The following is a 25,124-nucleotide window of genomic DNA, read 5'->3' on the forward strand; positions in this document are numbered from 1 at the left end:
TTTTTTGGCCGCCGCCCGCGTACCGCAGGGCTGGACGCCCTTGCCCGGCGGTGGCGGCCGAAGGCCTTAGGTCGGGTCCTCGCCGCGGGAAAGCCGGTCCCAGCTGTCGATCTCGTCCACCGGCCCGGCCGCTGCAGCGGTCCCGGCGGCGTCGGGTGCGTCATATTTCGTCCGTGTCTTCCAGTGGCGGGACGCCGGCAGGATCAGCAGGGCTGCCAGCGCCAGCAGGCAGCCGGCGGCGACGGCGAGTGCCGGGAAGGGGGTGAGCTCAACGTGCGCCTGGCTGCCGGAGATCCCGGTGGCGCCTGCGATGGTGCCCTGCGCGGCCGCGAGCGGGTCCGCCAGGACGATCGCCGCGGCGGTAACAACGCCGGCGGAGGCCAGGACGATGATGGCGGTGATGACCCACCGGGCGATCCTGCCGGCAATGGCAGCGGCAAGTCCGCCGGCCAGGGCCACCAGCGCCAGGGCCGTCACGGTGGTGGCGGCCTTGCTGCCCTGCACCTGGATGACACTTTGCGCGGCGCCGGCCTGCCCTGCCTGGTTGGGGTCGAGGGTGGCTGTCATCCAGGTTTGCGTGGTGCTGCCGAAGGCTGCCAGCGCCAGGACCGTGATCAGCAGCACCAGCGTGGACTTGCGTGCCCACGCGGGCGTGGCGCGGGGCGTCCCGGGTTTGCCGGCACCGCCTGGTGTGCCGGCGTTGCCTGCGGGGTCAACCGTTGCTCCGGAACCCGTCATCAGGAATCGGTCCCGCCGGGGAGGGATTCCGCCGAAATGTTGTGCAGGGATCCGGCGGTGTGGACCGCACGCAGCGGGGCGGCGGCCTTGTTGACGGTTTCCATGGCCTCGGTGGGGTTCACCGAGTCTGCCACGATGCCGCCCCCGGCCTGGACGTAGGCGCGCCCCTCGCGGAGCAGCGCGGACCTGATGGCAATGGCCATGTCCATGTCGCCGGCGAAGTCGAGGTAGCCCACCACGCCGCCGTAGATGCCGCGGCGGTGCGGTTCCAGTTCATCGAGGAGGCGCAGCGCCCTGGGCTTGGGGGCCCCGGAGAGCGTGCCGGCCGGGAACGTGGCCTTGAGGACGTCATAGGCTTTGGCCTGCGGGGCGAGCTGCCCCACCACGGTGGATACCAGGTGCATGATGTGGCTGAAGCGCTCCACCTCCATGAACTGGGTGACATCGACGGTGCCGGCAACGCAGACCTTGGAGAGGTCGTTGCGGGACAGGTCCACCAGCATGAGGTGCTCGGCGCGTTCCTTTTGGTCGGCCAGCAGTTCCTCGGCCAGTGCCTTGTCCGCTTCGACGGTCTTGCCGCGGGGGCGGGAACCGGCGATGGGGTGGGTGATGACTTCCTCGCCGGTGACCGTTACCAGTGCCTCCGGGGAGGACCCGACGATGGAGTATTCGCGGCCCTCGGCGTCTTCAAGGCTGAAGATGTACATGTACGGGCTGGGGTTGGTGTTACGGAGCACGCGGTAGACGTCCAGGGCAGATGCCTTGCACTCCATCTCGAAGCGGCGCGAGATCACCACCTGGAAGACCTCGCCGTCAACGATGGCTTCCTTGCCGCGGTCCAGGGCTGCCAGGTACTCGGCTTCGTCCCAGCGTTCCTGGACACTGGACGCAAAGTCCAGGGCTGCCGGTGCCAGCACGGAGACCGGCTGCACCACGGGCGCGCTGATCCTGGCCAGGAGTTCCTTGACCCGGGCGACGGCGTCATGCCAGGCCTCATCGACCCGCTCGGAGCTGTTGTCGAAGTTGATGGCGTTGGCAATCAGCAGGACCGTGCCGTCAACGTTGTCGTGCACCGCCATGTCCGTGACCAGGTTCAGGGCCATCTCGGGCAGGTGCAGATCGTCCTCCGGCGGACTGACCAGCCGCTCCCAGTGGCGGACAGTTTCCCAGCCGAGGAAGCCCACCAGGCCGGACGTGAAGGGCGGGAGCCCCTCGAACCGGTCCGTGCGCAGGGCCTCGATGGTGTCGCGGATGGCGTCCACCGGGCTGCCGGTGACCGGTACCCCGGCGGGCGGCTCGCCCAGCCAGTGCGCCTGGCCGTCCTTGGTGGTCAGCGTGGCCCGCGACCGGGCACCGATGAAGGAATAGCGCGACCAGGCTCCGCCCACGGCGGCCGATTCCATGAGGAAGGTGCCGGGCTGCCCCTGGGCCAGCTTCCGGTACAGGCCGATGGGGGTTTCGGCGTCGGCGAGCACCTTGAGCCGGACGGGAATGACGCGGCTGTGGCCGGCGAGTTCGCGGAACTCCTCAAGGCTGGGGCTGATGGTTCCGAGGTCCTGCATGGCTGTGCTTGTCCGCCTGTTCTTCGAAAGGCCCGGCAGCGCCGGTTCCTTGGATGTGCTTTGCATGGGATGCCCGCAGCCGGCTGCGGGCCGGCCCGGGCGTGTGTTCCGCCTAGGCCGCCTGGCCTGCGACGACGTCAAGGTCCCTGCCGTCGAAGCAGGTCCGGGTCCCGGTGTGGCACGCGGCACCAACCTGGTCGACGCGCACCAGGAGGGCGTCGCCGTCGCAGTCCATGGCTACGGACTTCACCCACTGGACGTGTCCCGAGGTGTCCCCCTTGCGCCAGTACTCCTGGCGGGAGCGGGAGTAGAACGTCACGCGGCCGGTGGTCATGGTGCGGTGCAGGGCTTCGTCGTCCATCCAGCCGAGCATGAGCACTTCGTTCGTGTCATACTGCTGCACCACGGCGGCCACCAGGCCCGCGCCATCGCGCTTGAGGGCGGCGGCCACCTCCTTGGGAAGCGGGCTCGCCGGTGAGGGGCCGACGGACGACGCCGGCACGTGGGACGCGGCGGATCCTGCGGTTTGGACGGGGGTTGGCTGCTCAGACATCGCCTCAAGTCTAGTGCCTCCGCCGGAGCGTTCTCCTGTTGTGAACAACGGCACGCCACCGGCCGCCGCAGTGCTGCCCATCTCCACACCACTCGTGCTAGTTTCACAAGTGATGCATTTCGTCGAACCGTCCCGAGAAGTCCTTGCCGAAACCCTGCTTGCGGCCGGCCCTGATGCGCCCACGCTGTGCAAGGGCTGGCGCACCAGGGACCTTGCCGCGCACCTTTACCTGCGCGAGCGGAAGGCCGCCGTCGGGCTCGGTTTGATCATCAAGCGCCTGGCAAAGGCCTCTGACCAGGCCACCGCGAAGCTGGCCGCCAAGCTCACCACCAACGAGGACTACGCCCGGCTGGTGAACACCTTCCGCGCCGGGCCGCCTGCCCTCTCTCCGATGAGCATCCCTGCGCTGGACGAGAGCGCAAACCTGATTGAATACTTCGTCCATACGGAGGACGTCCGCCGTGCCGTGGACCGGTGGGCGCCCAGGGCCCTGGACGAGGCCTACTCGGATGCGTTGTGGGACGAACTGGTCAAGCGTGCCGCCATCCTCTACCGCGGCGTGGACCTTGGCATTGTCCTGGTCCGTCCGTCCGGCCCCCGCCACGTCGCCAAGCGGGCACCTGTTTCGGTGGCAATCGTCGGTGAGCCGGGTGAATTGCTCATGCACGCCCATGGCCGCACCCGCCACGCCCTGGTCACCTTCGAAGGCCAGCCCGACGCCGTCGCCCTCCTCCAGTCAGCCGAAGTAGGACTCTAAAGGCTGGGCCAGCGCCCGCAGGGTTCCCTGGCCGAAGCGGGGTGAGGGAGCGGTTGGGGACTACCTGACTTCGAAGCCTGCTTCGCGGATCGCGTCCTTGACCTGGGACATCATGTTGTCCGGTCCCCAGTGGAAGATCGAGGCGGCCAGGACCGCGTCCGCACCGGCCGCGACGGCGGGCGGAAAGTGCGCCGGCTCCCCCGCTCCGCCGGACGCGATGATCGGAACCCTTACAGCGGCGCGGACCAGCTTGATGAGTTCGAGATCGAAGCCGTCCTTGGTGCCGTCCGCGTCGATGGAGTTCAACAGGATCTCCCCCACCCCGCGGTCGGCCGCTTCCCTGGCCCACTCAATGGCGTCGATCCCGGTGCCGGTGCGGCCGCCGTGGGTGGTCACTTCAAACCCCGACGGTGTGGGCTGGGACCCCGGCCGGGTGCGGCGGGCGTCAACGGAAAGGACCAGCACCTGGGAACCGAAGTGCCGGGTGATTTCGTCGATGACGTCGGGCCGGGCCACGGCGGCGGTGTTGATGGAGGCTTTGTCCGCGCCGTAGCGCAGGAGCTTGTCCACCTCTGCCACGCCGCGGACGCCGCCGCCAACGGTGAGCGGAATGAAGACTTCCTCGGCGGTGCGGCGGACGACGTCGAACGTGGTCTCACGGTTGCCTGAGGAGGCCGTGACATCGAGGAAGGTCAGTTCATCGGCGCCGGCGTTGTCGTAGCGGTGGGCGAGCTCCACGGGGTCGCCGGCATCGCGGAGGCCCTCGAAGTTAACGCCCTTGACGACGCGCCCGGCGTCGACGTCGAGGCAGGGAATGACGCGGACTGCTACTGCCATGGGAACTCCTGGATCTTCAGTGCTGCTGGGGGTCGCCGGTGCTCAGATGCGGCAGGCGTGGATGCTGCTGACCAGAATGGCGCGGGCGCCCAGGTCGTACAGTTCGTCCATGATCCGGTTGGTTTCCTTCTTGGGAACCATGGACCGGACCGCCACCCAGTCGGAGTCGCGCAGCGGGGAGACGGTGGGCGATTCAAGGCCCGGGGTCAGGCTGGCGGCCTTCTCCACGAGCTCCTTGCGGATGTCGTAGTCCATCAGCACGTACTGGCGCGCCACCAGGACGCCCTGGAGCCGGCGGATAAGGACGTCGATTTCCTTGGCCGTGCCGTTCGCTTCCCCGCCGGAACCGGTGCGCCGGATAAGGACGGCTTCAGATTTGAGGATGGGTTCGCCGAAGATTTCCATGCCGGCGGCCTTGAGGGTGTTGCCGGTTTCCACGACGTCAGCGATTGCGTCCGCGACGCCGAGGCGTACGGAGGATTCAACGGCGCCGTCGAGCCGGACCACCCTGGCGTTGATGCCGCGTTCGGCCAGGTAGTTGCGCAGCAGGCCGTCGTAGCTGGTGGCCAGGCGCTTGCCTTCGAGTTCGGCGGCCGAACTGAAATCGCCCACCGGGCCGGCGAAGCGGAACGTTGACGCAGCGAATCCCAGTGGCAGGAGCTCTTCGGCTTCCACCTCGGCGTCCAGCAGCAGGTCGCGGCCGGTGATGCCGACGTCGAGCGTTCCGCGGCCCACGTAGACCGCGATGTCGCGGGGGCGGAGGAAGAAGAACTCAATGTCGTTGTCGGGGTCCACCATGACCAGCTCGCGGCTGTCGCGCCGCTGGCGGTATCCGGCTTCGGAGAGCATGGCGGACGCGGCTTCGGACAGGGAGCCCTTGTTGGGGACGGCTACTCGCAGCATGGGAAATTCTTTCTGGGTGGAAGGTCTGGGTTTCAGGCAATGCAGGCCACAGGAAGCCGGCGGCAAAGCGCCGGCCGGTGGCTACAGATGCTTGTAGACGTCTTCCAGGGTCAGGCCTTTTGCGAGCATGAGGACCTGCAGGTGGTACAACAGCTGGGAGATTTCCTCGGCCGCAGCTTCATCGGATTCATATTCGGCAGCCATCCATACTTCGGCTGCTTCCTCAACGACTTTTTTGCCGATGCCGTGAACACCGGACTCCAATTCAGCGACGGTGCGGGAGCCTTCCGGGCGGGTGGCTGCCTTCTCGCTGAGCTCAGCGAACAGCGTCTCGAAATTCTTCACGCCCTCCAGCCTACTTGCTGCGGACGCAGCGGCGCTTCCCGGGCGGTTGCATGACGGGCGCGATGTGAGGGAATACACACCGCGCCCGTGCAGCGCGGTGCCGCTTAGCTGCGGTACTGCTTGAGGACGACGGCGGTGGCCAGCGCCGCGGTGACGGCCTCGTGGCCCTTGTCTTCCTTGGAGCCGGGCAGCCCGGCGCGGTCGAGGCCCTGCTGTTCGTTGTCGCAGGTGAGCACGCCGAAGCCGACCGGCACGCCGGTGGAGACGCTGACGTCGGTGAGTCCCGACGTCGCGGCCTGGCAGACGTAGTCGAAGTGCGGCGTGCCGCCGCGGATCACGACGCCGAGGGCAACCACGGCGTCAAAGTGCGGTGCCAGGCGGGCGGCGGCAACGGGAAGTTCGAAGCTGCCGGGGACCCGCAGCACGGTGGGCTCGGCGATCCCGGCGTCCTTGGCGGCGCGGAGTGCCCCGTCCAGGAGGCCGTCCATGATCTGCGTGTGCCAGCTGGCTGCAATGATGGCCAGCTTCAGCTGCGAGGTTTCAGCCGGGTTGAGGGTGCTGAGGTCGATGTCGGGGGCGCCGTGTCCGCTCATGGGTTTTCAGTGTTCCGTTCGTTCGTGAAGACGTCAGTCTTGTTCGTGGTCGTAGGGGGTTTCGGAAGCCGGGACGGGCACGGGAGCCACCTGGGAGTCCAGCAGCAGCCGGTGTTCCATGCGGTCCTTCTTGGTGCGCAGGTACCGGATGTTCTGTTCACGGGAGGGGACCTCCGTGGGAACCATTTCCACCACCGTCACCCCGGCCTTGGCCAGCCTGTTCTGCTTGTCCGGGTTGTTGCTCAGCAGCCGTACTTCATGCAGGCCCATTTCGGCCAGGATCTGCGCCGCGGCCTTGTAGCAGCGGGCATCAACGGGAAGGCCCAGCTGTTCGTTGGCCTCCACGGTGTCGAAGCCGGCTTCCTGCAGCGCGTAGGCCTTGATCTTGTTGGCAAGGCCGATGCCGCGGCCTTCCTGGCCGCGAAGGTAGAGCAGTGTTCCGCCGTTGTCCCGGATCAGCTCCAGCGCGAAAGCGAGCTGTTCCCCGCAGTCGCACCGGTAGGAGCCAAAGACATCGCCAGTAAGGCACTCGGAGTGCAGCCGGACCAAGGGAGCTTTTCCGTCGGTGGGAGCGTTTGGCGAGCTGACGGCCAGGTGCTCCACACCGGTCACAAGGTCGGTCCACGCCTGCGCCACGAAGTCGCCAAAGGCGGTGGGCAGTTGCACTACAGGTCCTCCGCTGACGGGATGGGGCGCCTCGCCGGACACCGCGTGGGACTTGCGGTGACCGTTGTGCTGGCTGTCGTCGCTGGCTGCCGCTGCCGTCATCGTTTCTCCTTTTCTCCACCCGGGACCACCCGGGCATCCTCATCCGGGGCGCCCCCGGCCCCGGCTTCAAGATACGCCACCAGGTCCTCGATGGAGATGAGGGGGCACCCATGTTCAGCTGCGAACGAACGGAGCCCGTCCAGGCGCATCATTTCGCCGTCGTCGTACACCACTTCCGCGATCACCCCGACAGGCTCAAGGCCCGCAAGGCGGCACAGGTCCACAGCGGCCTCTGTGTGGCCCTGGCGTTCCTGCACACCACCATCAACGGCACGGAGCGGGAAAATATGCCCCGGCCTGGTCACGGACGCCGGTCCGGCCTGCGGGTCGGCCAGGATCCTTGCGGTCAGGGCCCGGTCCGTGGCGGATATTCCCGTGCTGACACCGATGGCCGCATCACAGGAGACGGTGTAGGCGGTGCCTTTAGCGTCCTCGTTGACAGCCGTCATGGGAGGCAGGGCCAGTGCGTCGGCGCGGTCCCCGGTCAGCGGCACGCAGATCACTCCGGAGCTGTACCGGATGGTCCAGCCCATCAGCGCCGGAGTTGCGTGCTGGGCGGCGAAGATGATGTCGCCTTCGTTTTCGCGGTCTTCGTTGTCGACCACCAGCACCGGGCGCCCGGCAGCCATGGCCCGCACGGCGTCCGCGATGGAGTCCAGTCCCCGGGCGGGTCCGGATGACGCCCCGCCCGCGGCGGAGCCACCGGTTACCGGCTGGCTGGTTTGGGGATCGTTCGCGACGGCGGGTTCCAGGCGCACTGCAGCGTTCACCGTGCACCTCCCGCCAGGGCGGCTTCGCCGTTTCCTGCCGGTGAGCCGGCGCCGCGGAAAGCAAGCAGCCGTTCGGTGTATTTGGCCAGGACGTCCACTTCGAGGTTCACGCGGCTGCCGGTGGTCTTGGTGCCCAGGCCGGTTTCGGCGAGGGTGGTGGGGATCAGGCCCACTTCGAACCAGGGTTCCTGCTCCGCGGCCGGGCTGACGGCTGTCACGGTGAGGGAGACGCCGTCGATGGCGATGGAGCCTTTCTCGGCAATGTAGCGGGCCAGGTTGGCGGGAACGCCGAAGCGCAGCCGCTCCCAGTTGCCTTGGGCTTCCCGTTCCAGCAGGACACCCACGCCGTCCACATGGCCTTGCACCACGTGGCCATCCAGGCGGCCGCCTGCGGGAACGCACCGCTCCAGGTTGACGGAGTCGCCTGCGGTGAGCTCGCCGATGGTACTCCGCACCAGGGTCTCCCCCATGACGTCGACGCTGAAGTCCTTGCCGTCAATCGCTGTTGCCGTGAGGCAGACACCGTTGACGGCGATGGAGCCCCCAAGTGCCAGGCCCTCGGTGGAGGCGGGCGCATGCAGCCGGACGGTGGCGCTGGTGTTGCCGTCCCGCTCGACGGACAGCACCTGCCCCTGCTCGGCAATAATTCCGGTAAACATCAGTAGCCTCCCTGGGCTGGCTCCGCGGCTGCGCGGGTTGGTGGGTGGTCAAGTGCAACATGCCGTTGCGGTCTGAGGTGGAGCCTGAGGTCCCGGCCCAGCGTCCGTACCGCGCCGCCGTCGGACGCGTCCCATTCCCATTGCTGGGCGTCGGGAAGGCTGGTGATGCCCAGCCCGTTCAGTGCAGGGGTGCCGGATCCCAGCAGTGTGGGCGCCAGGTACACGATGAGTTCATCCACCAGGCCGGCCGCCAGGAAGGAGCTCAGGATGCTGGACCCGCCCTCCACCATGACGTGCCGGATGCCGGACGAATACAGCATTGACAGGGCTTCGTGCGGATCACGGGTGGGAAGGTGGACGGCCAGGCCGTCGTCCCCATGGATTGCGGCGTCCTCCGGGATGGCACGCAGGCCCATGACCGCACGAACGGGTTGTTTGGATGCCGGGTTGCCGGCGGCATCCCGGGCGGTCAGCCGCGGGTTGTCCACCATCACGGTCTGGGTGCCCACCAGGATGGCATCGATGCGGCCGCGGATCCCGTGGTTGTCCGCCAGGGACTCCGGGCTGGAGATCCACTGGCTGGTGCCGTCTTCGGCAGCGATGCGGGCGTCAAGGGTCTGCGCGATGTGGAGGGTGACGAAGGGCCGCTTGGCAGCCACTGCCTCGAACCACTGGCGGTTCAGGTCCAGGGCTTCATCGGCGCCCAGTCCGCTGCGGACCCGGATGCCTGCTGCACGCAGTGTCGCCGCGCCCCCGGCAGCAGGGTCATGGGGGTCGTCCACGGCGTACACCACGTCCGTGATCCCGGCGGCGATGATCGCTTCCGTGCAGGGACCCGTGCGGCCCACGTGGTTGCAGGGTTCGAGCGTGACCACCATGGTGCAGCCGGACAGATCCAGTCCGACGGCGGCGGCCTGGGCTATCGCGTCGGCCTCGGCATGTGCGGTCCCGGCACCGCGGTGGTGGCCGGAAACCAGCTGCCGGCCGTCAGGCCCGATGACGACCGCCCCCACGAGGGGATTCGCGCCGCGGGGGCCTTCCAGTGCTGCCTTAAGGGCGTCTTCCATGGCGCCCGTTTCGGCGGCACTGAAGGCTGTGACCACGCCGGCGTCCGGCTGGAGCTTCGCGGCGCCCGTCATGCGGCTGCCGATGCGGAGTAGTTGCCTGCCTTGGAAGCGGCAGGACTTGCGGCGTTTAAGAGCCATCGCTGGGGGTTCATTGTGCGTCGTTCCTTCCCTGTCGAACCGCGATGGCTCCGGGGATACGACAGCAGAACGCCGCGGAGCCCAAAGGCTGCGCAGATACAGCTGTACGTGCTTCTCTCATCCAGACTTTAACTGTCGGTACCGGAATTCCACCGGTTCAACCGTCTGCCGGAATCCTCCTGGGAGGACACCGGCTCGCGGGTCGCGGACTGTCACCGCCGGTTCGGACTTACACCGACCCCGGAGCACGTATGTGTGTTGTTATTGTGCCACAACCCGGATGGCCTCCCGGTTATTCCGTCGCGGCACGTAATGTCCGGCTGCCCTTGGCGCGCAGCAGGTCGATCGCAGCGGACGGATCCTCGGCGCCATACACAGCGGAACCGGCCACAAAGACGTTCGCCCCGGCTTCGGCGGCGCGGGCAATGGTCTCTTCGGTAATGCCGCCATCCACCTGGATCGCAACCCCCAGCCCGGAACCCTCCACGGCCGCCCGGGCCCTGCGGATCTTGGGCAGGGTGATGTCCAGGAACGCCTGGCCGCCGAAGCCCGGTTCCACGGTCATGATGAGCAGCATGTCCAGTTCCACCAGCATGTCCAGGTACGGTTCCACAGCCGTCGCGGGGCGCAGGGCCATCCCTGCTTTGGCTCCCCTGCTGCGCAGTTCCCGCGCCAGCTTGATAGGCGCAACTGATGCTTCCGCGTGGAACGTCACGGAAGCCAGGCCGGCGTCCGCGAACCCTGGCGCCCAGCGGTCCGCGTCCGCGATCATCAGGTGCGCATCGAGCGGTACGGGGCTGACGGCCTGGATCCGCTGCACCACGGGCAACCCGATGGTCAGGTTGGGTACGAAGTGGTTGTCCATGACATCGACGTGCACGGCATCGGCATTGCTGATCCGCTGCAGTTCAGCCTCAAGGTTGACGAAGTCGGCGGAGAGGATGCTCGGGTTGATGCAGCACTGCGTCACGGAAATGCCTTTCGCTGGTTGTTCTGGTCCCACGGCATGGACCACGCCGTGGCTGCTGGGTGTCGCGCCGTTCCTGATGGTCAGGCTTTCTTCCTGATCAGGGCAAGGAACATCGCGTCGGTGTGATGGATGTGGGGCCAGAGCTGGGCAGTCAGCTCGTGGCCGGCACCAAGGGACCCGGTCAGGCTGACCGCGTCCAGGGCGGCCCCGGCGTCAAGGAGTTCAAGGTCGGTGCGCTTGCGCAGGACGTCTGATACCACCGCTGTTGTCTCCGCCGGATGCGGTGAGCAGGTCACGTAGGCCACCACTCCCCCTGGCCGGACGGCGGCCAGGGCCGAGGCCAGCAGTTCGCGCTGCAATGGCCCGAGGTCCGCGATGTCCTTGGGCGAGCGACGCCACCGGGACTCCGGCCTGCGGCGAAGCGCGCCCAGGCCGGTACAGGGAACGTCAACCAGGACACGGTCATAACGCTCCGGCTGCTCACCGCCCACTTCACGGCCGTCGCCGGTGCGGACTTGCCAGCTGCCATGCGGCACGGCGGACAATGCCTGGCTGACCAGCTTGGCCCGGTGCGGCGCCGGTTCGTTCGCCAGCAGGGTGGCGCCCCGCTGGTGCGCCAGCGCACCGAGGAGCGCCGCCTTCCCGCCCGGACCGGCACAAAGATCGAGCCACGCTTCAGCGTCGCCGTCCACCGCTGGAGCGCTGACGGCCGCGTTTCCGTCCGCCGGTCCGCCAAGGTCCACCGCGGCCAGGGCCCTGGCCACCAGCTGGGAACCGACATCCTGTACACGGGTGGTGCCGGCGCGGACGGAAGCCAGCCGGCCAAGGTCGCCGCCACTGGAAAGCGCTGAGCCTTCAACAAGCTCCCCGGGAGCGGCGCCACTTTCCAGTGCTTCGTCCAGGCTGCCCAGGCCGGGCAGCGCAACGAGGTTGACCACCGGGGCGGCGTTGTCAGCTTCCAACAGCTCGTCGATCTCCGCCGCGGAGCGGCCGTGGGCCACGAGGGACTGGCGCATGGCGCGCACGATCCACTCGGGGTGCGCGTACTTCACCGCTGCTACCTTCGTAGCGTCGGTTTCGCCTTCCACCAACAGGTCCAGCCACTCCTCGAGGCTCCGGGCGGCGACCTTGCGCAGGACGGCGTTGATCAGTGTTGACGGTCCGGCGCCGATCACCGCGCGGGCGAGCCCCACGGTCTGGTCCAGGGCAGCGTGGGCCGGGACCCGCATGGCAAGCAGTTGGTGGGCACCGATGCGGAGCGCATCAAGGATGGCCGGGTCCAGTTGGGCCAGGGGACGGTCCACGCACCGTGCCAGGATGGCGTCATAGGTGCCTTGGTTGCGGAGTGCGCCATAGCTCAGTTCGGTGGCGAACCCGGCGTCCCGCTTGTCCAGGTGGTGGTGCCGGATCCGGGCCGGCAGCACGAGGTTGGCGTAGGCGTCCTCCGCCGCGACGGCGCGGAGCACCTCGAAGGCCACGAGGCGGGCGGGATCCGCGCGCCTGGTGCGCTGGGACGGAGCCTGCCCGGTGAAGCTCCGCTGCGGCCCGCGGTTGCGTTCGCGGCCCTTGGCGTTCCGCCGGCTGGCGTCCCGGGGACCGCCATTGCCACGGCGGCCGCCGGCAGGTCCGCCGCTGCCGCCCTGTCCGCCTTTCCCGCCGCTGCCCCGTCCGCCTGTATTGCCTCCGGACCCGGTCATTCGAACACCACGCTCTCCAGTGAAGCCAAACCGCGCGCCCAGTCGGGGGCGGCCATCATCTTTTTCCCGGCAGGCTGGATACGCGTCAGTTCCACCGCGTGCGACCCCGTTCCCACCAGCACGGCCTTGCCGTTCAGTTCCACGGCTCCCGGGGCCAGCCCGGAAACATCCGGCCGCAGCCGGACCGGCTCGAGCTTGACCCGCTGCCCGTTGAGCAGGGTCCAGGCACCGGGCTCGGGGGTGACGCCGCGCGCCTGCCTGCTGATGGCCAGGGCCGGATGCGCCCAGTTCAGGTGGCCGTCCTCCAACGTCAATTTTGGCGCGAGCGACACATCGCCGGCCTGTGCCTGCGGCGCTGCTTTTCCGGCGTCGATGGCGGACAGGGTTTGGGCCAGCAGGACCGCGCCGCTGTGGGACAGCCGTTCCAGGAGGTCACCGGCGGTGTCCTGGGGCTTGACGGCCTCGGTCAGGGTGCCGAAGACGGGACCGGTGTCCAGGCCTTCCTCCAGCTGGAACGTCACGGCGCCGGTGACGTCGTCTCCGGCCATGATGGATCGCTGGACCGGCGCCGCTCCGCGCCAGGCTGGCAGCAGGGAAAAGTGCAGGTTGACCCAGCCGTGCCGCGGGATGCCCAGGGCATCAGGGGGAACCAGTCCGCCATAGGCGACGATGGCCGCGACGTCCGGCTGCACGGTGGAAATGCCGGCTATGGCATCGGCGTCGACGCGCGCCGCACGGATGACCTCGATGCCCAGTTCCGCAGCCCGCTGGGCAACGGGCGACGGCGTCAGCACGCGCTTGCGGCCCAGCGGCGCGTCGGGCCGGGTCAGGACGGCAACGACGTTGAAGCCGGCGTTGACCAGCGCGTCCAGGGATGGGACTGCGACGGCGGGTGTCCCCGCGAAGAGGACCCTCACCCGGCTGCCCCGAAGCTGGAGCCGGGGGTGCTGGTTCCACCAAAGCTGGCGCCGCCGAAGCTTGACCCGACACTCCTGGCGCGTTTGGCTGTGGTGCGTCCGGCGACGGCGTCGTAATTGGCGTTGCGGATGGACCTGAGCGCCGCCTTCCTGTCCTCGCCCTCGAGGCGGTCGGTGTAGAGGATGCCGTCCAGGTGGTCGTTTTCGTGCTGGAAGCAGCGCGCCAGCATCCCTTCACCGTCAATGGCGACCGGGTTGCCGTCCATGTCAACACCGGTGACGCGGGTGGCGCGGAAACGGCGCACCGGGAAGCCGAGGCCCGGGATGGAGAGGCAGCCCTCCACATGGTCCGGCTGGTAGTCCTCGCTGTTTTCCAGGACAGGATTGATGATGTGGCCCTCGACGCCGTCGATCCGGTACGTGAAGATGCGCTTGCTGACGCCGATCTGGGGAGCGGCGAGGCCGGCGCCTTCGACGTCCTCCATGGTTTCGGTCATGTCGGCGACCAGTTTGGCAAGGTCGGGTCCGAATTCCGTCACGGGATCGGCGACTGTGCGCAGCACAGGATCGCCGATGATGCGGATATTCAGAATAGCCATGCGCTGTGTGTCCTCACGGTTGGCGGCAAAAAGGGAACCTGTCCAGTTTAGGTGCAGTCTCTCCACGTGCACCGTTCCGTTAGGCGGTGCGGGCCAGGGGTGGAGGCGCGATGGGCAACAGCGCGGTGCCGGCGCTGAGGGTGTCTGCGGAGAGCTCCCAGACGCGGCGCAGGGCGCAGAACTTCCACCAGTGGTGCTTAAGGACTTCCGGGTTGGCGCGGACCGGGCGGACTTCCGTCTCGCCGATGGCCACGGCCAGCAGGACCGGGTCCTCGCCGTACTTCCAGGGTTCCCAGGTTCCCGCTTCCGGGTCCACGAGGCTCTCTTCCGCCTTCATGCCGGCCACCAGCTGCATGACCACTTTGTCGTCCAGCGGCTTGACCTGCCCGTCCCGCGTTGTTCCCTTGGTCTTGTAGTCGATCAGGCAGATGCGCCCGTTGATCCTGGCCACGAGGTCAAGGGTGCCGGCGTATCCCACTGAGTCGTTCCAGACAGTGATTTCCGGAGCGATGGGCTCCACGCGGAAGAGCTCCCACCACTCGTCGAACCGAACAGCGAAGGCTTCCTCACCGTTGGCGGCCAGCGCCTCGCGGGCTTCCTTCATGGCATGGGGGCGGCCCAGTGCCCTTAGTGCCACCTGTTCGCAGTAGTTGTGGACACGGTCTCCGCGGCGTGCGGCGTCATCACGGTAGGTTTCGGCGGCTTTGGCTGCACGGTTGATGGCCTGCTTGATCTTGGCAGGGCTCCCCAGGCAGTCGGACAGCAGCGGATCGTTGGCCAGGCTGCTGGCGCCCATGTAGCCGAACCAGCCGTCGAGCCCATGCGGCTGCTGGCTGATTACCGTGGTGATGGAGGGCACCGAGAACTGCTCAGACGTTGACCGTGCGTACATCCGGCCGTATTCGGTGGCGTGGGCGAGAAGCGGATCAGTCATACAAAAGACTCTTTCACAGGGGGCAGACAAAAGCTCCGGGGTCCGGAGCCGCACACAAAAAAGGTCCGTTTCCGCTGTTGATGAGCGGAAACGGACCTCTGCGGTGGGCGATACTGGGTTCGAACCAGTGACCTCTTCGGTGTGAACGAAGCGCGCTACCACTGCGCCAATCGCCCCGATGCATTTGAATGCTAGCCCACGTCTGCCCCAATTCAAAAATCGGTGATGCCGCAGCCCGGAGCGCTCCTTCCCCCGGCCTGCCGGACGCGGCACCTTCCAATGCCTTGACCCGGGAAGCCAACCGCCGCCGTCGGAAATTACACGCCTGTAACTCGACAAAATCCGCGTGGACGCTGGGAAGGACGGCGGTTGGCAGCTACGCGGCTCCCTCCGATTTGGAGTTTCCCGGAACCTCCTATATTGTTTTTACTCGTTGGAACGCGAGGAAATGCCGGAAACGGCAATGAATCAAGCCTCCAAAATGCGGACGTAGCTCAGCTGGTAGAGCACCACCTTGCCAAGGTGGATGTCGCGAGTTCGAATCTCGTCGTCCGCTCGCAGGACACTGTCACGGCAAACATTCTTCGGAATCGGCGCCAGCACGGTGGGTTGGCCGAGAGGCGAGGCAGCGGCCTGCAAAGCCGTATACACGGGTTCGAATCCCGTACCCACCTCGGTGAAAACCAGGGTTTCCGGAGTTCCGGATGCAATGGGCGATTGGCGCAGCGGTAGCGCGCTTCCCTGACACGGAAGAGGTCACTGGTTCGATCCCAGTATCGCCCACTCGGCAAGGCAACTTGCCGGCAGTACCACCGGATCCTCCGGAATAACCTGCACAAATGCGGACGTAGCTCAGCTGGTAGAGCACCACCTTGCCAAGGTGGATGTCGCGAGTTCGAATCTCGTCGTCCGCTCTCTTACATCCCACAGCCGGTCTTCCGGTTTCGGGGCGATTGGCGCAGCGGTAGCGCGCTTCCCTGACACGGAAGAGGTCACTGGTTCGATCCCAGTATCGCCCACACACGAACAGCAGCTCTCCGGAGCTGCTTTTTTCGTTTCCGGGTATCCGCTGCAGGCGAACGGCATTCCCTTGGCACGCCTCCCGCGCCCGGCTAGGATCGAATGCGCGAGGAGCGACCTGGCTCCGCGATAGAAGGGAGGTGTCCGTGGGTTTGATTGACGATCTAAAGGGCAAGGCTCAGGGTCTCATCCGCGGCAACGAGCAGGCTATCAAGGACGGCATTACCAAAGCCGGCGATTTCGTCGACACCAAGACCGGCGGCAAGTACGCAGGCCACGTCGACAAGATCCAGGATGGCGCTTCCAAGCTTGTTGACCAGAACGGCACCCCGGGGCACGCACCTGCCACCGAGCAGGTTCCCCCGGCAGATCCTGGTAATCCGGTTCCGCCGGTAGACAGGGCTCCGTAAAGGATTCGGCCAGGGCTCTTGCCCGGCACGTCAAGGAGGTGCGGGTCCCGCCGGGAGGCGGCACCCGCACCTTTGGCTTTTAACGGCTTCTTCCGGAGCTCCCGATTGCCGGTTGGGAAACCTGCGCCGGTACCCTGCCGGTATGCCCAAGTCCCCCGCGCCCGCCACATCCGCCGGTCCCGGCCTGGTCCGGACCGATTCCAGGCCGGTCATCGCCGGGATCGTCACCGCACTGGTCGGATTCACCTCATCGTTTGCTGTTGTCCTGGCCGGCCTCACGGCGGTGGGTGCCAATCCCGCCCAGGCGGCGTCCGGCCTGCTGGCGGTGACGCTCACTGTTGGCCTCGGCGTACTCTTCCTCTCGTGGCGTTCCCGGGTCCCGGTAACCCTGGCCTGGTCCACACCGGGCGCAGCGCTGCTTGCTGCATCGGGAGTGCCCGACGGCGGGTGGCCGGCCGCCGTCGGAGGCTTCCTTGGGACGGGGCTGCTGCTGGCGCTGACCGGCCTGGTGCCTGCGCTCGGCAGGCTGATGGCCCGCATCCCGCCATCCCTGGCCCAGGCCATGCTGGCCGGTGTCCTGCTCCAGCTCTGCCTGGCACCGTTCAAGGCCCTTGGTTCGGTGCCCCTCTTCGTGGCACCGGTGATCCTGTGCTGGCTGCTGATGATGAAGTCCGCCCCGCGGTGGGCGGTGCCCGCCGCCCTGCTGGTTGCATTGGGCGTCATCGGAGTGTCGCTGGCGTCGGCAGGAACGCCCGTTGCACCTGCCGCTTTGGTCCCGGCACTGGCGTGGACCATGCCTACATTCAGCGTGCAGGCCATGGCCGGAATCGCAGTACCGCTGTTCGTGGTGACCATGGCCTCCCAAAACATTCCAGGGGTGGCCGTCCTCAGGTCCTTTGGCTACGAAACACCGTGGCGGCCGGCCATGCTCGTTACCGGGGCAGGGACCCTCGCCGGTGCACCCTTCGGCGGCCACGCCATCAATCTCGCCGCACTCAGCGCCGCCCTTGCGGCCGGGGAGGAAGCGGGCGCGGACCGCAGCCGCAGATGGATCGCGGGCTTCACGTCCGGCGCGGCGTACCTGGTGCTGGCAGCCTTCTCGGCGGCCCTGGTATCGCTGGTCAGCAAGGCACCGGCCGGGATGCTTGAAGCCGTTGCCGGGCTGGCACTGCTGGGAACCCTGGCCTCGGCCGCCTCGGCGGCGCTGGCGGACGCCGAGGACCGGATTGCCCCCGCCGTCATGTTCCTGATGGCCGCCTCCGGCCTGGTATTCGGCGGGATCGGATCGGCCTTTTGGGCGCTCCTGGCGGGCCTGGTGGTCCGGCTGGTGCTGCAACCCCGGCCTGGTGGCCGGGCCGGCAGGAAGTCCGCCTAGGAAGGCTCGTGGTTCTGGCCTTCGCGGGCCAGGGCGGTCAGGCGGGACACGGCGCGGAAGTACTTCTTCATGTACCCGCCGGCCATCATTTCCTCCGTGAACAGCTGATCGAAGGGGACGCCGCTGGCCAGGATGGGCACGTCCTTGTCGTAGAGCCGGTCGGCAAGGACAACGAACCGCAGTGCCACGGCCTGCTCCGTGATGGTCTCCACGTTGCGCCACACCACGCCGTCGATGCCGTCGACCAGTTGGCGGTAGCGGCTGGGGTGGACGCCGGCCAGGTGGTGGATGAGGGTGGAGAACTCGTCCTGGGCCACCGTCTTCCCGTCGAACTCCGCCTTCATGTGCGCATTGAGTTCGCTGTTCTTCAACGGTGCCGGTGCGGCAGGGAGGCCGCGGTGCCGGAAGTCCTCGCCGTCGATGCGGATGACGTCGAACTGGTCCGCCAGGACCTGGATCTCACGCTGGAAGTCCACGGCGGCGAAGCGGCCGTCGCCCAGGGAACCGGGCAGCGTGTTGGACGTGGCGGCAAGCTTGACGCCGGCGTCTGCCAGTTCACGCATGAGACGGGACATCAGGACGGTGTCGCCCGGATCGTCCAGTTCGAATTCGTCGATGCACACCAGCTGGTAGCTGCTCAGGGCATCGACGGTTTTGCGGAAGGAGAGGGCACCCACCAGGTTGGTGTACTCGACGAATGTACCGAAGGCCTTGGGTCCCGGTGATGCGTGCCAGAGGGACGCCAGCAGGTGGGTCTTGCCCACACCAAAACCGCCGTCCAGGTAGATTCCCGCCCTGGATTCGTCCTTCTTGCCGAACAGCTTCTTGAACAGGCCGCCCCCGTTACCTGACCCCACGCCGTCGGCAAATCCCTCAAGGGCACGCACGGCGGCGGCCTGGCTGGGCTGCTTGGGGTCCGGGCGGTAGCTGGAAAAGGAAACCTTTCCGAACCGGGGCGACGGGTAGAAGCCCTTGAGGAGTTCATCCACCGAAACTGCCGGAGTGCGGGCGGCAAGCTGTTCGATCTGTACCAAGGTGGTCCGTTCTGCTGGTGGTTGGTCCCCAGAAAGGATACCGGCAATGCGGGCCGTACCCGGTTGGAACGCCGCCCATCCGCCCCGGAGCGTGACGAAGGCAACATTTCGCCCTATTAACGGAATACGGACAACCCTTCAGGCGCTGGCTAGGGTGGGAACAGGTTCCAATGCATGTTCCACGGTTTCCCGTGCTCTTACTGAAAGGCCAAGCCATGCCATACCCGGTTGAACAGAATGAGAAGTTCGCAGCCTACGCCCACCCGGAGCGGCTCGTTTCCACCGACTGGCTCGCGGCCGCCATCAGCAGCGGCGCAGTGGCCAACGGCGACCTCATCGTGGTCGAATCCGACGAAGACGTTCTCCTGTACGAAACCGGCCACATTCCAGGCGCGGTGAAGATCGACTGGCACACGGACCTGAACGACGAAGTTTCCCGGGACTATGTGGACGGCGCGGCCTTCGCCGAACTCGCGGCGTCGAAAGGTATTTCCCGCGACAGCACCGTGGTGATCTACGGCGACAAGTCCAACTGGTGGGCCGCCTACGCCCTCTGGGTCTTCACCCTGTTCGGCCACCAGGACGTCAGGCTGCTGGACGGCGGCCGCGACAAGTGGGTTGCCGAAGGCCGCGAACTGACCAAGGACCGGCCTGCTCCGGCTCCCGGAAACTACCCCGTGGTGGAGCGCAACGACGCCCCGATCCGCGCCTTCAAGGACGACGTCCTGGCACACCTGGGCAACGGCCCGCTGATCGATGTCCGCTCCCCCGAGGAATACACCGGACAGCGCACCCACATGCCGGCCTACCCGGAGGAGGGCGCCCTGCGTGGCGGCCACATCCCGACGGCAGCGTCCATCCCCTGGGCCCGCGCGGCCGCCGGGGATGGCACCTTCCGCAGCCGGGAAGAGCTGGCCGCCATCTACCTGGGCGAGGCCGGCCTGGCCGAGGGCGACGACGTGGTGGCCTACTGCCGCATCGGCGAGAGGTCCAGCCACACCTGGTTCGCCCTGAAGTACCTCCTGGGCTTCGAGACCGTCCGCAACTATGACGGATCGTGGACCGAATGGGGGAACGCCGTCCGTGTGCCGATCGTGAAGGGCGCCGAGCGGGGTTCCGTTCCGGTCGCCGTCGGAGCCTGACCACGCCCCCCGCGTAGACTTGGAACGATGACTACTCAAGCTTTGCCTTCCGCCCTGGCGGCAATCGTGGACGACTTCCAGTCCGTGTCCGAACCCGAGAGGCTGCAGCTGCTGCTGGAGTTCTCAGAGGGACTTCCGGAACTTCCGGACCGGCTGAAAGACCACCCTGAGCTCCTTGAGCAGGTTGTGGAGTGCCAGTCGCCGCTGTTCCTCACCATTGAGACGGGAACCAACGACGACGGCGCGGTCCGCCTGTTCTTCAAGGCGCCGCCCGAGGCACCCACCACCCGTGGTTTTGCCGGTGTGCTGCACGAGGGGCTGGATGGCCTGACGGCGGCGGAGATCCTGTCCGTGCCCGACGACATGCCGGAACTGCTGGGCCTCACCCGCGCCATTACCCCCCTGCGCATGCGGGGAATGACGGCCATGCTGGGCCGGATCAAGCGCAAGGTCGCCGCAGCATCCAGCAGCCGGGCCTGACTACGCTGCATGGCACGCAGGAACAACTCCCAGGGAACCCCGGCCACAGCGGCACTGACCGCGGCCGGGGTTCCCTTTGTGCTGCATCCGTATACCCATGACCCCTCGGCAGCGAGCTATGGCACGGAGGCCGCCGAAGCCCTGGGGATCGACCCGTCCCGGGTCTTCAAGACCCTGGTGGTGGACGTGGAGGGCAGGCTCGCGGTGGGCATCGTCCCGGTGAGCGGCACCCTTGACCTGAAGGCCATGGCGGCGGCGCTGGGCGCCAAGAGGGCCGCCATGGCCGATCCTGCGGCGGCCCAGCGGCGCACCGGCTACGTACTGGGCGGGATTTCCCCTCTCGGCCAGAGGCAGCCCTCCCCCACTGTCCTGGATTCCAGCGCCGCGGCACTGGACACCCTGTTGGTGTCCGGAGGCCGCCGCGGCCTGGATATTGAGCTGGCCCCGGCTGACCTGGCCAGGCTGACGGGCGCCGTCACCGCGCCCATCAGCTCCCTGGCCGCCGGCAATCCCCGGTCATGACCACCCGGTCCTGGTACGGGCAGCTACTTGATGGTGTAGCGCTGCATCATGTCGTTGTCCTCGTGCTCCAGGATGTGGCAGTGCCACACATAGTCGCCCTTGAACGATGAGCCAATCGCCAGGGGCTTTCCGCCTGCCGCCCCCGCACCGAAGGGAACCCGGATCCTGGTGACTTCGCCCGGGAGCGCCACCACGGTGTCCTTCCAGCCCTGCTCGTTGGCGGCCGCGTCCCTGGGCCGGCCAATAAGGAAACGCTCGACTTCCACCGCTTTGCCCCGTCCCGGCGTGACCAGGCCGGTGGCGGGATCAATATAGCCGGTCTCCTCCAGGTAGGCGTCCGCATGGAATTTTTGCCGGTTGAGCACCTGGAACTGGGTGAAGTGCAGGTGGATCGGGTGGGCGTCCTCGGTGGTGTTGATGAGCTCCCACTGTTCCAGCGTGTCGCTCTCCACCTCGGTGGTGTCCGGGCTGTCGAACATCCTGTTGTTCAGCAGGGCCATCACAGGAACGCCGTCCGGGTTGGCTACTTCCACGAGCGCCATCCGACGGATTTTCGCCGGCGCTGCCTCCCGAAGGCTGGTGACTTCCCCGCCCTTGTCCCGCAGCCGGGCAGGCAGGGGCACGGTATAGCCGGTCCGGGACGTGACGGTGAACTGCATGACCTGCGGGAGCGGGATGGCGCCGCCCGCCACGGATTCCGGCCCGTCCGGGTACGGCACCCGGGCGCTGTTGCGCAGGACCACCCGCGATCCGGCCCGGAGCCCGGCAAAGTCCACTACGAGATCCGCCCGTTCCCCCGGGCCAATCACCAGCCGGTCCAGCCGGACGGGCGCGTTGAGGAGCCCGCCGTCGGACCCGATCTGGTAGAAGGCCAGTGCCGGGCCGCCGGCGTCGAACGTGAAGTCGTAGAACCGGGCGTTGGAGCCGTTGAAGACGCGGAAGCGGTACCGGCCTCGGGCGACGTCGAGGTTCGGCCGGACTTTGCCGTTGACCGTCGCCACGTCCCCGAAGAACTCGGGCGCCCAAGGGCGCGGGGCCCCGTCCGGGCCCTTGAGGTCCGGGTTTGGCGGGTAGGCGAGCGTACCGTCGGGGTTGAACATCTTGTCCTGGATGATCAGCGGCACCTCGTACGGCGGTGGCGGAAGCTGCGTGCCGTCCCCGGTGTCGATCCCGTCCCTGAGCAGGTAGCTGCCGGCAAGTCCTGCGTAGACGTTTAATCTGGTCATTCCAAGCGCGTGGTCGTGGTACCAAAGCCCGGCAGCATCCTGGTTGTTGCCATAGTGGTACGTGTAGGAGTCGCCGGGCGCAAAGGCCTGGTCCGGGCCGCCGTCCGACTGCGGGCTGACGTTGCCGCCGTGCAGGTGTACTGACGTCCGCGGCCGCTTCGCATCGTTGCTGCCGCGGGGGACCAGCTCGCTGTCGATGGCGGAAGCCAGGGGATGGCATTCGGCTGCGTTGCGGACCTTCAGCTCAAAGGGAACTCCTTTCCTGGCGATGATGACGGGCCCAAGGTAGGTCCTCGACGAGCCGGCCTCCTGGTAGGCCAGGGTATTCGCCGGGCCCATGTTTTCCTGGAACCGGTGGGAGGCGTTTCGGACCCACAGCGCGGTACGGCCCCCACCCCGCATGTCCAGGACGCCCAGCTCGGCCAGGGTGGGCAGTTGCTGGGTGAACATGGCCTGCTGGCCGGCCGCAGGACCGCGCGCCGCGGCTGCAGATATGCCGGGCGGGGCCAGGAGTCCCGCCCCGGCCACAGCGCCGGCCTGTAACAGTTGTCGTCTTGTCATGCGCATTTCGGGGCCCCATTTCTTCGCAGGTTTCCCCCCTTGAGCAGCAGGATAGACCTCTGCGCCGGCCTGTCACAGGGTCACGGGCCCCCGCAGAAAGCTGCGGGCCTACCCCGAATGTCCTCCGGTCCGGCCCGGGGCGCGGCCGGTGAAGTGGTCCATGGTCCGGTTGACTCCCAGGACGTCCATGAGCCGGTCAAAGACGCCGACCGGAAGCACCCGCAGGACCGGGAGCAGGTTCACGAGGGGCGGCAGGACCAGCTTCCGGTGCCCGGCCTCGATCGCGTCGAGGACCCTGGCTGCCACGTCCTCTTCCTCGAGGATGGGGAGCAGGAGGGGCCAGCGGGTCCGGACGCCGTCGAACATCCCGGTGTTGATGTAAAAAGGGCACACCACCAGCGTGTTGACGTCCGCGCGGTCCGCCCGGAGCTCCGCGCGGAGTGACTCGTTAAAGCCGACGGCGGCGAACTTGCTGGCGGAGTAGTCCGTCTGCCGGGCGACTCCCACCAGGCCGGCGGCACTGGCGACGGTGACCACGGTGCCGCGCCGGCGCTCCACCATCCCGCCCAGGAACGCGCGCGTGACCCAGTACAGGGCCAGGACGTTGACGTTCATGGTCCGTTCGATGGCGTCTTCCGTGGCATCGAGGAGCCGCTGTCCGCTGACTACGCCCGCATTGTTGACCACCACATCCACCGTGCCTGCCTCTGCCGCGGCAGTTTTCACCGCGTCCCGGTCAGTCACGTCCACGTACTGCGCGTCGGCCTGGCCGCCGGCCGCCCGGATCTCGTCGCGAACCGCCGCGCCCGCTGCCGCATCCACGTCCCAGATCACCACCCGGCTCCCGCGCCTGGCGGCGCCGAGCGCCATGCGGCGGCCCAGCCCGCTTCCGCCTCCAGTGACCAGCAGCGTTGCGCCGGCAAGTCGGATTCCTTTGGCCATCCCAGTTCTCCTTGGGTTTTCTTCTGACTGTGTCAGCGGTTTCGGGGAAAGCGGCCCATCAGCGTGATGGCGCCTTTCATGATCCGCGCGTAGGCGTGGTTGGACATTCCCGGGGCGGGGGCTACCGGGAGCAGCCGCTGCACGGAGATGGTCTGCGGTTCCGTGTATTTGAGGATGCCCTCCCGGCCGTGGCGGCGGCCGGCACCGGAGTCCTTCATGCCCCCGATCGGAGCATCATGGGATGCCCAGGTGGCGGCGTAGCCTTCGTTGACGTTGACAGTCCCGGTCAGCAGCTTTCGGGCCACCTCTTCGCCGTGGCCGGCGGACCAGACGCTGGCGTTGAGCCCGAATTCCGAATCGTTGGCCTGGGCGACTGCTGCATTGTCGTCTGCGGCACGGTAGACGGCGACCACAGGCCCGAAGGTCTCTTCCCTGGCCAGGAGCATGTCATCCGTGATGCCCGTCAGGACGGTCGGCTCATAGAACAACGGGCCCAGGTCCGGCCGGCGCCGTCCGCCTGTGAGCAGCTGCGCGCCTTTGGCGAGCGCATCCTGGACATGGCGGTCCACCCGCTCCACCTGTGCCGCGCTGATGAGGGACCCCATGCCAATCTCCCAGTCCGGCCCGGCGCCCATGCGGATCCCCTCCACCTTGGCGGTGAACGCCGCAAGGAACCTGTCATGGACGTCGGCGTGCACGTAGATCCGCTCGATGCTGACGCAAAGCTGCCCCGAGTTGGAGAAGCAGGCGTACACGGCACCGGCTGCTGCCTTGGCTATGTCGGCGTCCGCCAGTACCAGCATGGGGTTCTTCCCGCCCAGTTCGGCGGAGAAGCCGATCAGCCGTTCCGCGCACTGCCTGGCGACGGTCTTTCCGGTCTGGGAGGATCCGGTGAACATCAGGAAGTCCACCCGCCCGATCAGGGCAGGGCCTATGGAGGTTCCCGGCCCGGTGACGATCCGGAACAGGTCCTCCGGAAGGCCTGCCTCCCGGAGGAGTTTGAGCATCAGCAGCGCCGTGAAGGGCGTCTGTGAGTCAGGTTTCAGGACGATGCCGTTGCCCGCGAGCAGGGCCGGGATGGCGTCCGAAACGGCAAGGGTCAGTGGATAGTTCCAGGGGCTGATGACCCCTACCACCCCCTTCGGAATGCGGTATTCGGTGGTGCGGGTCAGGACCGGAGCCGCGCCCTTCCGCCGGCGTGGGCCCAGGTGCCGCCCGGCGGTGCGTTCGTAATAGCGGGCTGTGAGGATGACGTCCGCGAACTCCTCGAAGGCGCTAAGCCGGGACTTGCCGCTCTCTGCCTGCACCAGGTCAAGGATGTCCTGCTCCCTGTCCAGCAGCAGCGCCACGAACCGCGCCACCACGGCACGGCGTGCGGCCAGGGAGCAGCCCGCCCAGAGCTGCTGCGCCGTCCGTGCAGTGTCGACGGCGGCACGGACGTCTTCGGGCGTGCTGACGGGCACTTCGCCCAGCAGGGTGCCGTCGAAGGGGGCGTGTGAGGCCTGGACGGGCCGGCCAGGGGATGACGCCACCAGGGCCGCCAGGCTTGCGGCCAGTTCCCTGCCGCGGTCGGTTACAGCTCCTGCCGGGCGTTTTTTGGGCATC

Annotated in this window: 26 protein-coding genes, 6 tRNA genes and 1 riboswitch; of the genes, 11 read left to right on the forward strand and 21 right to left on the reverse strand. The window is 67.5% G+C overall.

Features of this window, described 5'->3' with window-relative positions:
• Nucleotides 1–66: 66 nt before the first annotated feature.
• The 3 genes from PV772_RS11595 to hisI all read right to left on the reverse strand — a co-directional run bounded on the left by PV772_RS11595 (nt 67) and on the right by hisI (nt 2,853).
• A complete protein-coding gene (locus PV772_RS11595; RefSeq protein ID WP_347886246.1) occupies nt 67–738 on the reverse strand; it encodes a Trp biosynthesis-associated membrane protein in 672 nt (223 codons plus the stop codon).
• The gene (locus PV772_RS11600; protein ID WP_347886247.1) at nt 738–2,300 is read right to left on the reverse strand and encodes an anthranilate synthase component I; all 1,563 of its coding nucleotides are present in this window, start codon (nt 2,298–2,300) and stop codon (nt 738–740) included. The genes PV772_RS11595 and PV772_RS11600 overlap by 1 nt, the downstream gene beginning before the upstream one ends.
• A gap of 112 nt (nt 2,301–2,412) precedes the next feature.
• Nucleotides 2,413–2,853 carry a phosphoribosyl-AMP cyclohydrolase gene (gene hisI, locus PV772_RS11605; protein WP_347886248.1) on the reverse strand — a complete coding sequence of 147 codons (441 nt, stop codon included), beginning with the start codon at nt 2,851–2,853 and terminating at the stop codon, nt 2,413–2,415.
• Between the two features lie 112 nt (nt 2,854–2,965).
• On the opposite strand from hisI, the gene PV772_RS11610 reads away from it, so the two are divergent.
• Entirely contained in the window at nt 2,966–3,610 is a 645-nt protein-coding gene (locus tag PV772_RS11610; protein WP_141160744.1) for a TIGR03085 family metal-binding protein, read from the forward strand.
• 60 nt (nt 3,611–3,670) lie between these two features.
• On the opposite strand, the gene hisF is transcribed toward PV772_RS11610, so the two are convergent.
• The 14 genes from hisF to PV772_RS11680 form a co-directional block, all read right to left on the reverse strand.
• Complete coding sequence (gene hisF, locus PV772_RS11615) at nt 3,671–4,447, reverse strand: imidazole glycerol phosphate synthase subunit HisF (protein ID WP_141160745.1); 777 nt, start codon at nt 4,445–4,447, stop codon at nt 3,671–3,673.
• Between the two features lie 42 nt (nt 4,448–4,489).
• A complete protein-coding gene (gene hisG / locus PV772_RS11620; RefSeq protein WP_141160746.1) occupies nt 4,490–5,350 on the reverse strand; it encodes an ATP phosphoribosyltransferase in 861 nt (286 codons plus the stop codon).
• Between the two features lie 81 nt (nt 5,351–5,431).
• Nucleotides 5,432–5,695 (reverse strand): phosphoribosyl-ATP diphosphatase, encoded by a 264-nt coding sequence (locus PV772_RS11625; protein ID WP_009358176.1) that lies wholly within the window; start codon nt 5,693–5,695, stop codon nt 5,432–5,434.
• Between the two features lie 104 nt (nt 5,696–5,799).
• On the reverse strand, nt 5,800–6,288 hold the full coding sequence (gene ribH, locus PV772_RS11630) for a 6,7-dimethyl-8-ribityllumazine synthase (RefSeq protein WP_018770776.1): 489 nt from the start codon (nt 6,286–6,288) through the stop codon (nt 5,800–5,802).
• Between the two features lie 33 nt (nt 6,289–6,321).
• On the reverse strand, nt 6,322–7,056 hold the full coding sequence (ribA, locus tag PV772_RS11635; protein WP_141160748.1) for a GTP cyclohydrolase II: 735 nt from the start codon (nt 7,054–7,056) through the stop codon (nt 6,322–6,324).
• Nucleotides 7,053–7,715 (reverse strand): 3,4-dihydroxy-2-butanone-4-phosphate synthase, encoded by a 663-nt coding sequence (gene ribB, locus PV772_RS11640; RefSeq protein WP_347886276.1) that lies wholly within the window; start codon nt 7,713–7,715, stop codon nt 7,053–7,055. Before ribB ends, ribA begins: the two co-directional genes overlap by 4 nt.
• Before the next feature lie 107 nt (nt 7,716–7,822).
• Nucleotides 7,823–8,485 carry a riboflavin synthase gene (locus PV772_RS11645; protein WP_141181306.1) on the reverse strand — a complete coding sequence of 221 codons (663 nt, stop codon included), beginning with the start codon at nt 8,483–8,485 and terminating at the stop codon, nt 7,823–7,825.
• Entirely contained in the window at nt 8,485–9,624 is a 1,140-nt protein-coding gene (gene ribD, locus PV772_RS11650; RefSeq protein ID WP_347886277.1) for a bifunctional diaminohydroxyphosphoribosylaminopyrimidine deaminase/5-amino-6-(5-phosphoribosylamino)uracil reductase RibD, read from the reverse strand. Before ribD ends, PV772_RS11645 begins: the two co-directional genes overlap by 1 nt.
• 170 nt (nt 9,625–9,794) lie before the next feature.
• A riboswitch (FMN riboswitch) is annotated at nt 9,795–9,943 on the reverse strand.
• A 39-nt stretch (nt 9,944–9,982) separates the two neighbouring features.
• Nucleotides 9,983–10,660: a ribulose-phosphate 3-epimerase gene (rpe, locus tag PV772_RS11655; RefSeq protein ID WP_307362076.1), complete on the reverse strand. Its 678-nt coding sequence runs from the start codon at nt 10,658–10,660 to the stop codon at nt 9,983–9,985.
• Nucleotides 10,661–10,740: 80 nt separating this feature from the next.
• Nucleotides 10,741–12,357 carry a transcription antitermination factor NusB gene (locus tag PV772_RS11660; protein WP_347886249.1) on the reverse strand — a complete coding sequence of 539 codons (1,617 nt, stop codon included), beginning with the start codon at nt 12,355–12,357 and terminating at the stop codon, nt 10,741–10,743.
• Nucleotides 12,354–13,274 (reverse strand): methionyl-tRNA formyltransferase, encoded by a 921-nt coding sequence (gene fmt, locus PV772_RS11665; protein ID WP_347886250.1) that lies wholly within the window; start codon nt 13,272–13,274, stop codon nt 12,354–12,356. The genes PV772_RS11660 and fmt overlap by 4 nt, the downstream gene beginning before the upstream one ends.
• Nucleotides 13,271–13,873 (reverse strand): peptide deformylase, encoded by a 603-nt coding sequence (gene def / locus PV772_RS11670; protein WP_347886251.1) that lies wholly within the window; start codon nt 13,871–13,873, stop codon nt 13,271–13,273. Before def ends, fmt begins: the two co-directional genes overlap by 4 nt.
• Nucleotides 13,874–13,952: 79 nt before the next feature.
• Complete coding sequence (locus PV772_RS11675; protein WP_141160755.1) at nt 13,953–14,807, reverse strand: cytochrome; 855 nt, start codon at nt 14,805–14,807, stop codon at nt 13,953–13,955.
• A 104-nt stretch (nt 14,808–14,911) separates the two neighbouring features.
• Nucleotides 14,912–14,983, reverse strand: a tRNA-Val gene (locus PV772_RS11680).
• Nucleotides 14,984–15,290: 307 nt separating this feature from the next.
• Here PV772_RS11680 and PV772_RS11685 point away from each other — a divergent pair.
• From PV772_RS11685 to PV772_RS11715, 7 genes are all read left to right on the forward strand, one after another.
• Nucleotides 15,291–15,363 (forward strand) — tRNA-Gly (locus PV772_RS11685).
• Nucleotides 15,364–15,410: 47 nt separating this feature from the next.
• A tRNA-Cys gene (locus tag PV772_RS11690) sits at nt 15,411–15,481 on the forward strand.
• A gap of 37 nt (nt 15,482–15,518) precedes the next feature.
• Nucleotides 15,519–15,590 (forward strand) — tRNA-Val (locus PV772_RS11695).
• Nucleotides 15,591–15,648: 58 nt separating this feature from the next.
• Nucleotides 15,649–15,721, forward strand: a tRNA-Gly gene (locus tag PV772_RS11700).
• Nucleotides 15,722–15,754: 33 nt separating this feature from the next.
• Nucleotides 15,755–15,826, forward strand: a tRNA-Val gene (locus PV772_RS11705).
• Between the two features lie 147 nt (nt 15,827–15,973).
• Complete coding sequence (locus PV772_RS11710; RefSeq protein ID WP_347886252.1) at nt 15,974–16,237, forward strand: antitoxin; 264 nt, start codon at nt 15,974–15,976, stop codon at nt 16,235–16,237.
• A gap of 142 nt (nt 16,238–16,379) precedes the next feature.
• The gene (locus PV772_RS11715) at nt 16,380–17,612 is read left to right on the forward strand and encodes a benzoate/H(+) symporter BenE family transporter (protein ID WP_347886253.1); all 1,233 of its coding nucleotides are present in this window, start codon (nt 16,380–16,382) and stop codon (nt 17,610–17,612) included.
• On the opposite strand, the gene zapE is transcribed toward PV772_RS11715, so the two are convergent.
• A complete protein-coding gene (gene zapE, locus PV772_RS11720; protein ID WP_141181302.1) occupies nt 17,609–18,646 on the reverse strand; it encodes a cell division protein ZapE in 1,038 nt (345 codons plus the stop codon). The genes PV772_RS11715 and zapE overlap by 4 nt on opposite strands.
• A 215-nt stretch (nt 18,647–18,861) precedes the next feature.
• Here zapE and PV772_RS11725 point away from each other — a divergent pair, with 215 nt between their 5' ends.
• The 3 genes from PV772_RS11725 to ybaK are packed head-to-tail and all read left to right on the forward strand — an operon-like array spanning nt 18,862 to nt 20,790.
• A complete protein-coding gene (locus PV772_RS11725; RefSeq protein WP_141181301.1) occupies nt 18,862–19,788 on the forward strand; it encodes a sulfurtransferase in 927 nt (308 codons plus the stop codon).
• A gap of 27 nt (nt 19,789–19,815) precedes the next feature.
• On the forward strand, nt 19,816–20,268 hold the full coding sequence (locus tag PV772_RS11730) for a SufE family protein (protein WP_141181300.1): 453 nt from the start codon (nt 19,816–19,818) through the stop codon (nt 20,266–20,268).
• A gap of 9 nt (nt 20,269–20,277) precedes the next feature.
• Entirely contained in the window at nt 20,278–20,790 is a 513-nt protein-coding gene (gene ybaK, locus PV772_RS11735) for a Cys-tRNA(Pro) deacylase (RefSeq protein ID WP_141181299.1), read from the forward strand.
• A gap of 23 nt (nt 20,791–20,813) precedes the next feature.
• On the opposite strand, the gene PV772_RS11740 is transcribed toward ybaK, so the two are convergent.
• The 3 genes from PV772_RS11740 to PV772_RS11750 form a co-directional block, all read right to left on the reverse strand.
• Nucleotides 20,814–22,577 carry a multicopper oxidase domain-containing protein gene (locus PV772_RS11740; RefSeq protein WP_347886254.1) on the reverse strand — a complete coding sequence of 588 codons (1,764 nt, stop codon included), beginning with the start codon at nt 22,575–22,577 and terminating at the stop codon, nt 20,814–20,816.
• Between the two features lie 108 nt (nt 22,578–22,685).
• Nucleotides 22,686–23,519 (reverse strand): SDR family oxidoreductase, encoded by an 834-nt coding sequence (locus PV772_RS11745; protein ID WP_347886255.1) that lies wholly within the window; start codon nt 23,517–23,519, stop codon nt 22,686–22,688.
• 32 nt (nt 23,520–23,551) lie between these two features.
• The gene (locus PV772_RS11750) at nt 23,552–25,123 is read right to left on the reverse strand and encodes a succinic semialdehyde dehydrogenase (protein WP_347886256.1); all 1,572 of its coding nucleotides are present in this window, start codon (nt 25,121–25,123) and stop codon (nt 23,552–23,554) included.
• Nucleotide 25,124: the final 1 nt, after the last annotated feature.

Source organism: Pseudarthrobacter sp. CC12, from assembly GCF_039907755.1.
Lineage (GTDB): Bacteria > Actinomycetota > Actinomycetes > Actinomycetales > Micrococcaceae > Arthrobacter > Arthrobacter niigatensis.

What these genes read in the sequence shown, in the direction of transcription:
- PV772_RS11610 (WP_141160744.1), top strand. Translation starts at nt 2,966, where the DNA reads ATGCATTTCGTCGAACCGTCCCGAGAAGTCCTTGCCGAAACCCTGCTT.
- PV772_RS11715 (WP_347886253.1), top strand. Translation starts at nt 16,380, where the DNA reads ATGCCCAAGTCCCCCGCGCCCGCCACATCCGCCGGTCCCGGCCTGGTC.
- PV772_RS11725 (WP_141181301.1), top strand. Translation starts at nt 18,862, where the DNA reads ATGCCATACCCGGTTGAACAGAATGAGAAGTTCGCAGCCTACGCCCAC.
- ribA (WP_141160748.1), bottom strand. Translation starts at nt 7,056, where the DNA reads ATGACGGCAGCGGCAGCCAGCGACGACAGCCAGCACAACGGTCACCGC.
- ribH (WP_018770776.1), bottom strand. Translation starts at nt 6,288, where the DNA reads ATGAGCGGACACGGCGCCCCCGACATCGACCTCAGCACCCTCAACCCG.
- PV772_RS11745 (WP_347886255.1), bottom strand. Translation starts at nt 23,519, where the DNA reads ATGGCCAAAGGAATCCGACTTGCCGGCGCAACGCTGCTGGTCACTGGA.
- PV772_RS11600 (WP_347886247.1), bottom strand. Translation starts at nt 2,300, where the DNA reads ATGCAGGACCTCGGAACCATCAGCCCCAGCCTTGAGGAGTTCCGCGAA.
- PV772_RS11595 (WP_347886246.1), bottom strand. Translation starts at nt 738, where the DNA reads ATGACGGGTTCCGGAGCAACGGTTGACCCCGCAGGCAACGCCGGCACA.
- PV772_RS11660 (WP_347886249.1), bottom strand. Translation starts at nt 12,357, where the DNA reads ATGACCGGGTCCGGAGGCAATACAGGCGGACGGGGCAGCGGCGGGAAA.
- PV772_RS11750 (WP_347886256.1), bottom strand. Translation starts at nt 25,123, where the DNA reads ATGCCCAAAAAACGCCCGGCAGGAGCTGTAACCGACCGCGGCAGGGAA.
- PV772_RS11740 (WP_347886254.1), bottom strand. Translation starts at nt 22,577, where the DNA reads ATGACAAGACGACAACTGTTACAGGCCGGCGCTGTGGCCGGGGCGGGA.
- def (WP_347886251.1), bottom strand. Translation starts at nt 13,873, where the DNA reads ATGGCTATTCTGAATATCCGCATCATCGGCGATCCTGTGCTGCGCACA.
- PV772_RS11730 (WP_141181300.1), top strand. Translation starts at nt 19,816, where the DNA reads ATGACTACTCAAGCTTTGCCTTCCGCCCTGGCGGCAATCGTGGACGAC.
- PV772_RS11675 (WP_141160755.1), bottom strand. Translation starts at nt 14,807, where the DNA reads ATGACTGATCCGCTTCTCGCCCACGCCACCGAATACGGCCGGATGTAC.
- ribD (WP_347886277.1), bottom strand. Translation starts at nt 9,624, where the DNA reads ATGACGGGCGCCGCGAAGCTCCAGCCGGACGCCGGCGTGGTCACAGCC.
- hisF (WP_141160745.1), bottom strand. Translation starts at nt 4,447, where the DNA reads ATGGCAGTAGCAGTCCGCGTCATTCCCTGCCTCGACGTCGACGCCGGG.
- hisI (WP_347886248.1), bottom strand. Translation starts at nt 2,853, where the DNA reads ATGTCTGAGCAGCCAACCCCCGTCCAAACCGCAGGATCCGCCGCGTCC.
- hisG (WP_141160746.1), bottom strand. Translation starts at nt 5,350, where the DNA reads ATGCTGCGAGTAGCCGTCCCCAACAAGGGCTCCCTGTCCGAAGCCGCG.
- ybaK (WP_141181299.1), top strand. Translation starts at nt 20,278, where the DNA reads ATGGCACGCAGGAACAACTCCCAGGGAACCCCGGCCACAGCGGCACTG.
- PV772_RS11645 (WP_141181306.1), bottom strand. Translation starts at nt 8,485, where the DNA reads ATGTTTACCGGAATTATTGCCGAGCAGGGGCAGGTGCTGTCCGTCGAG.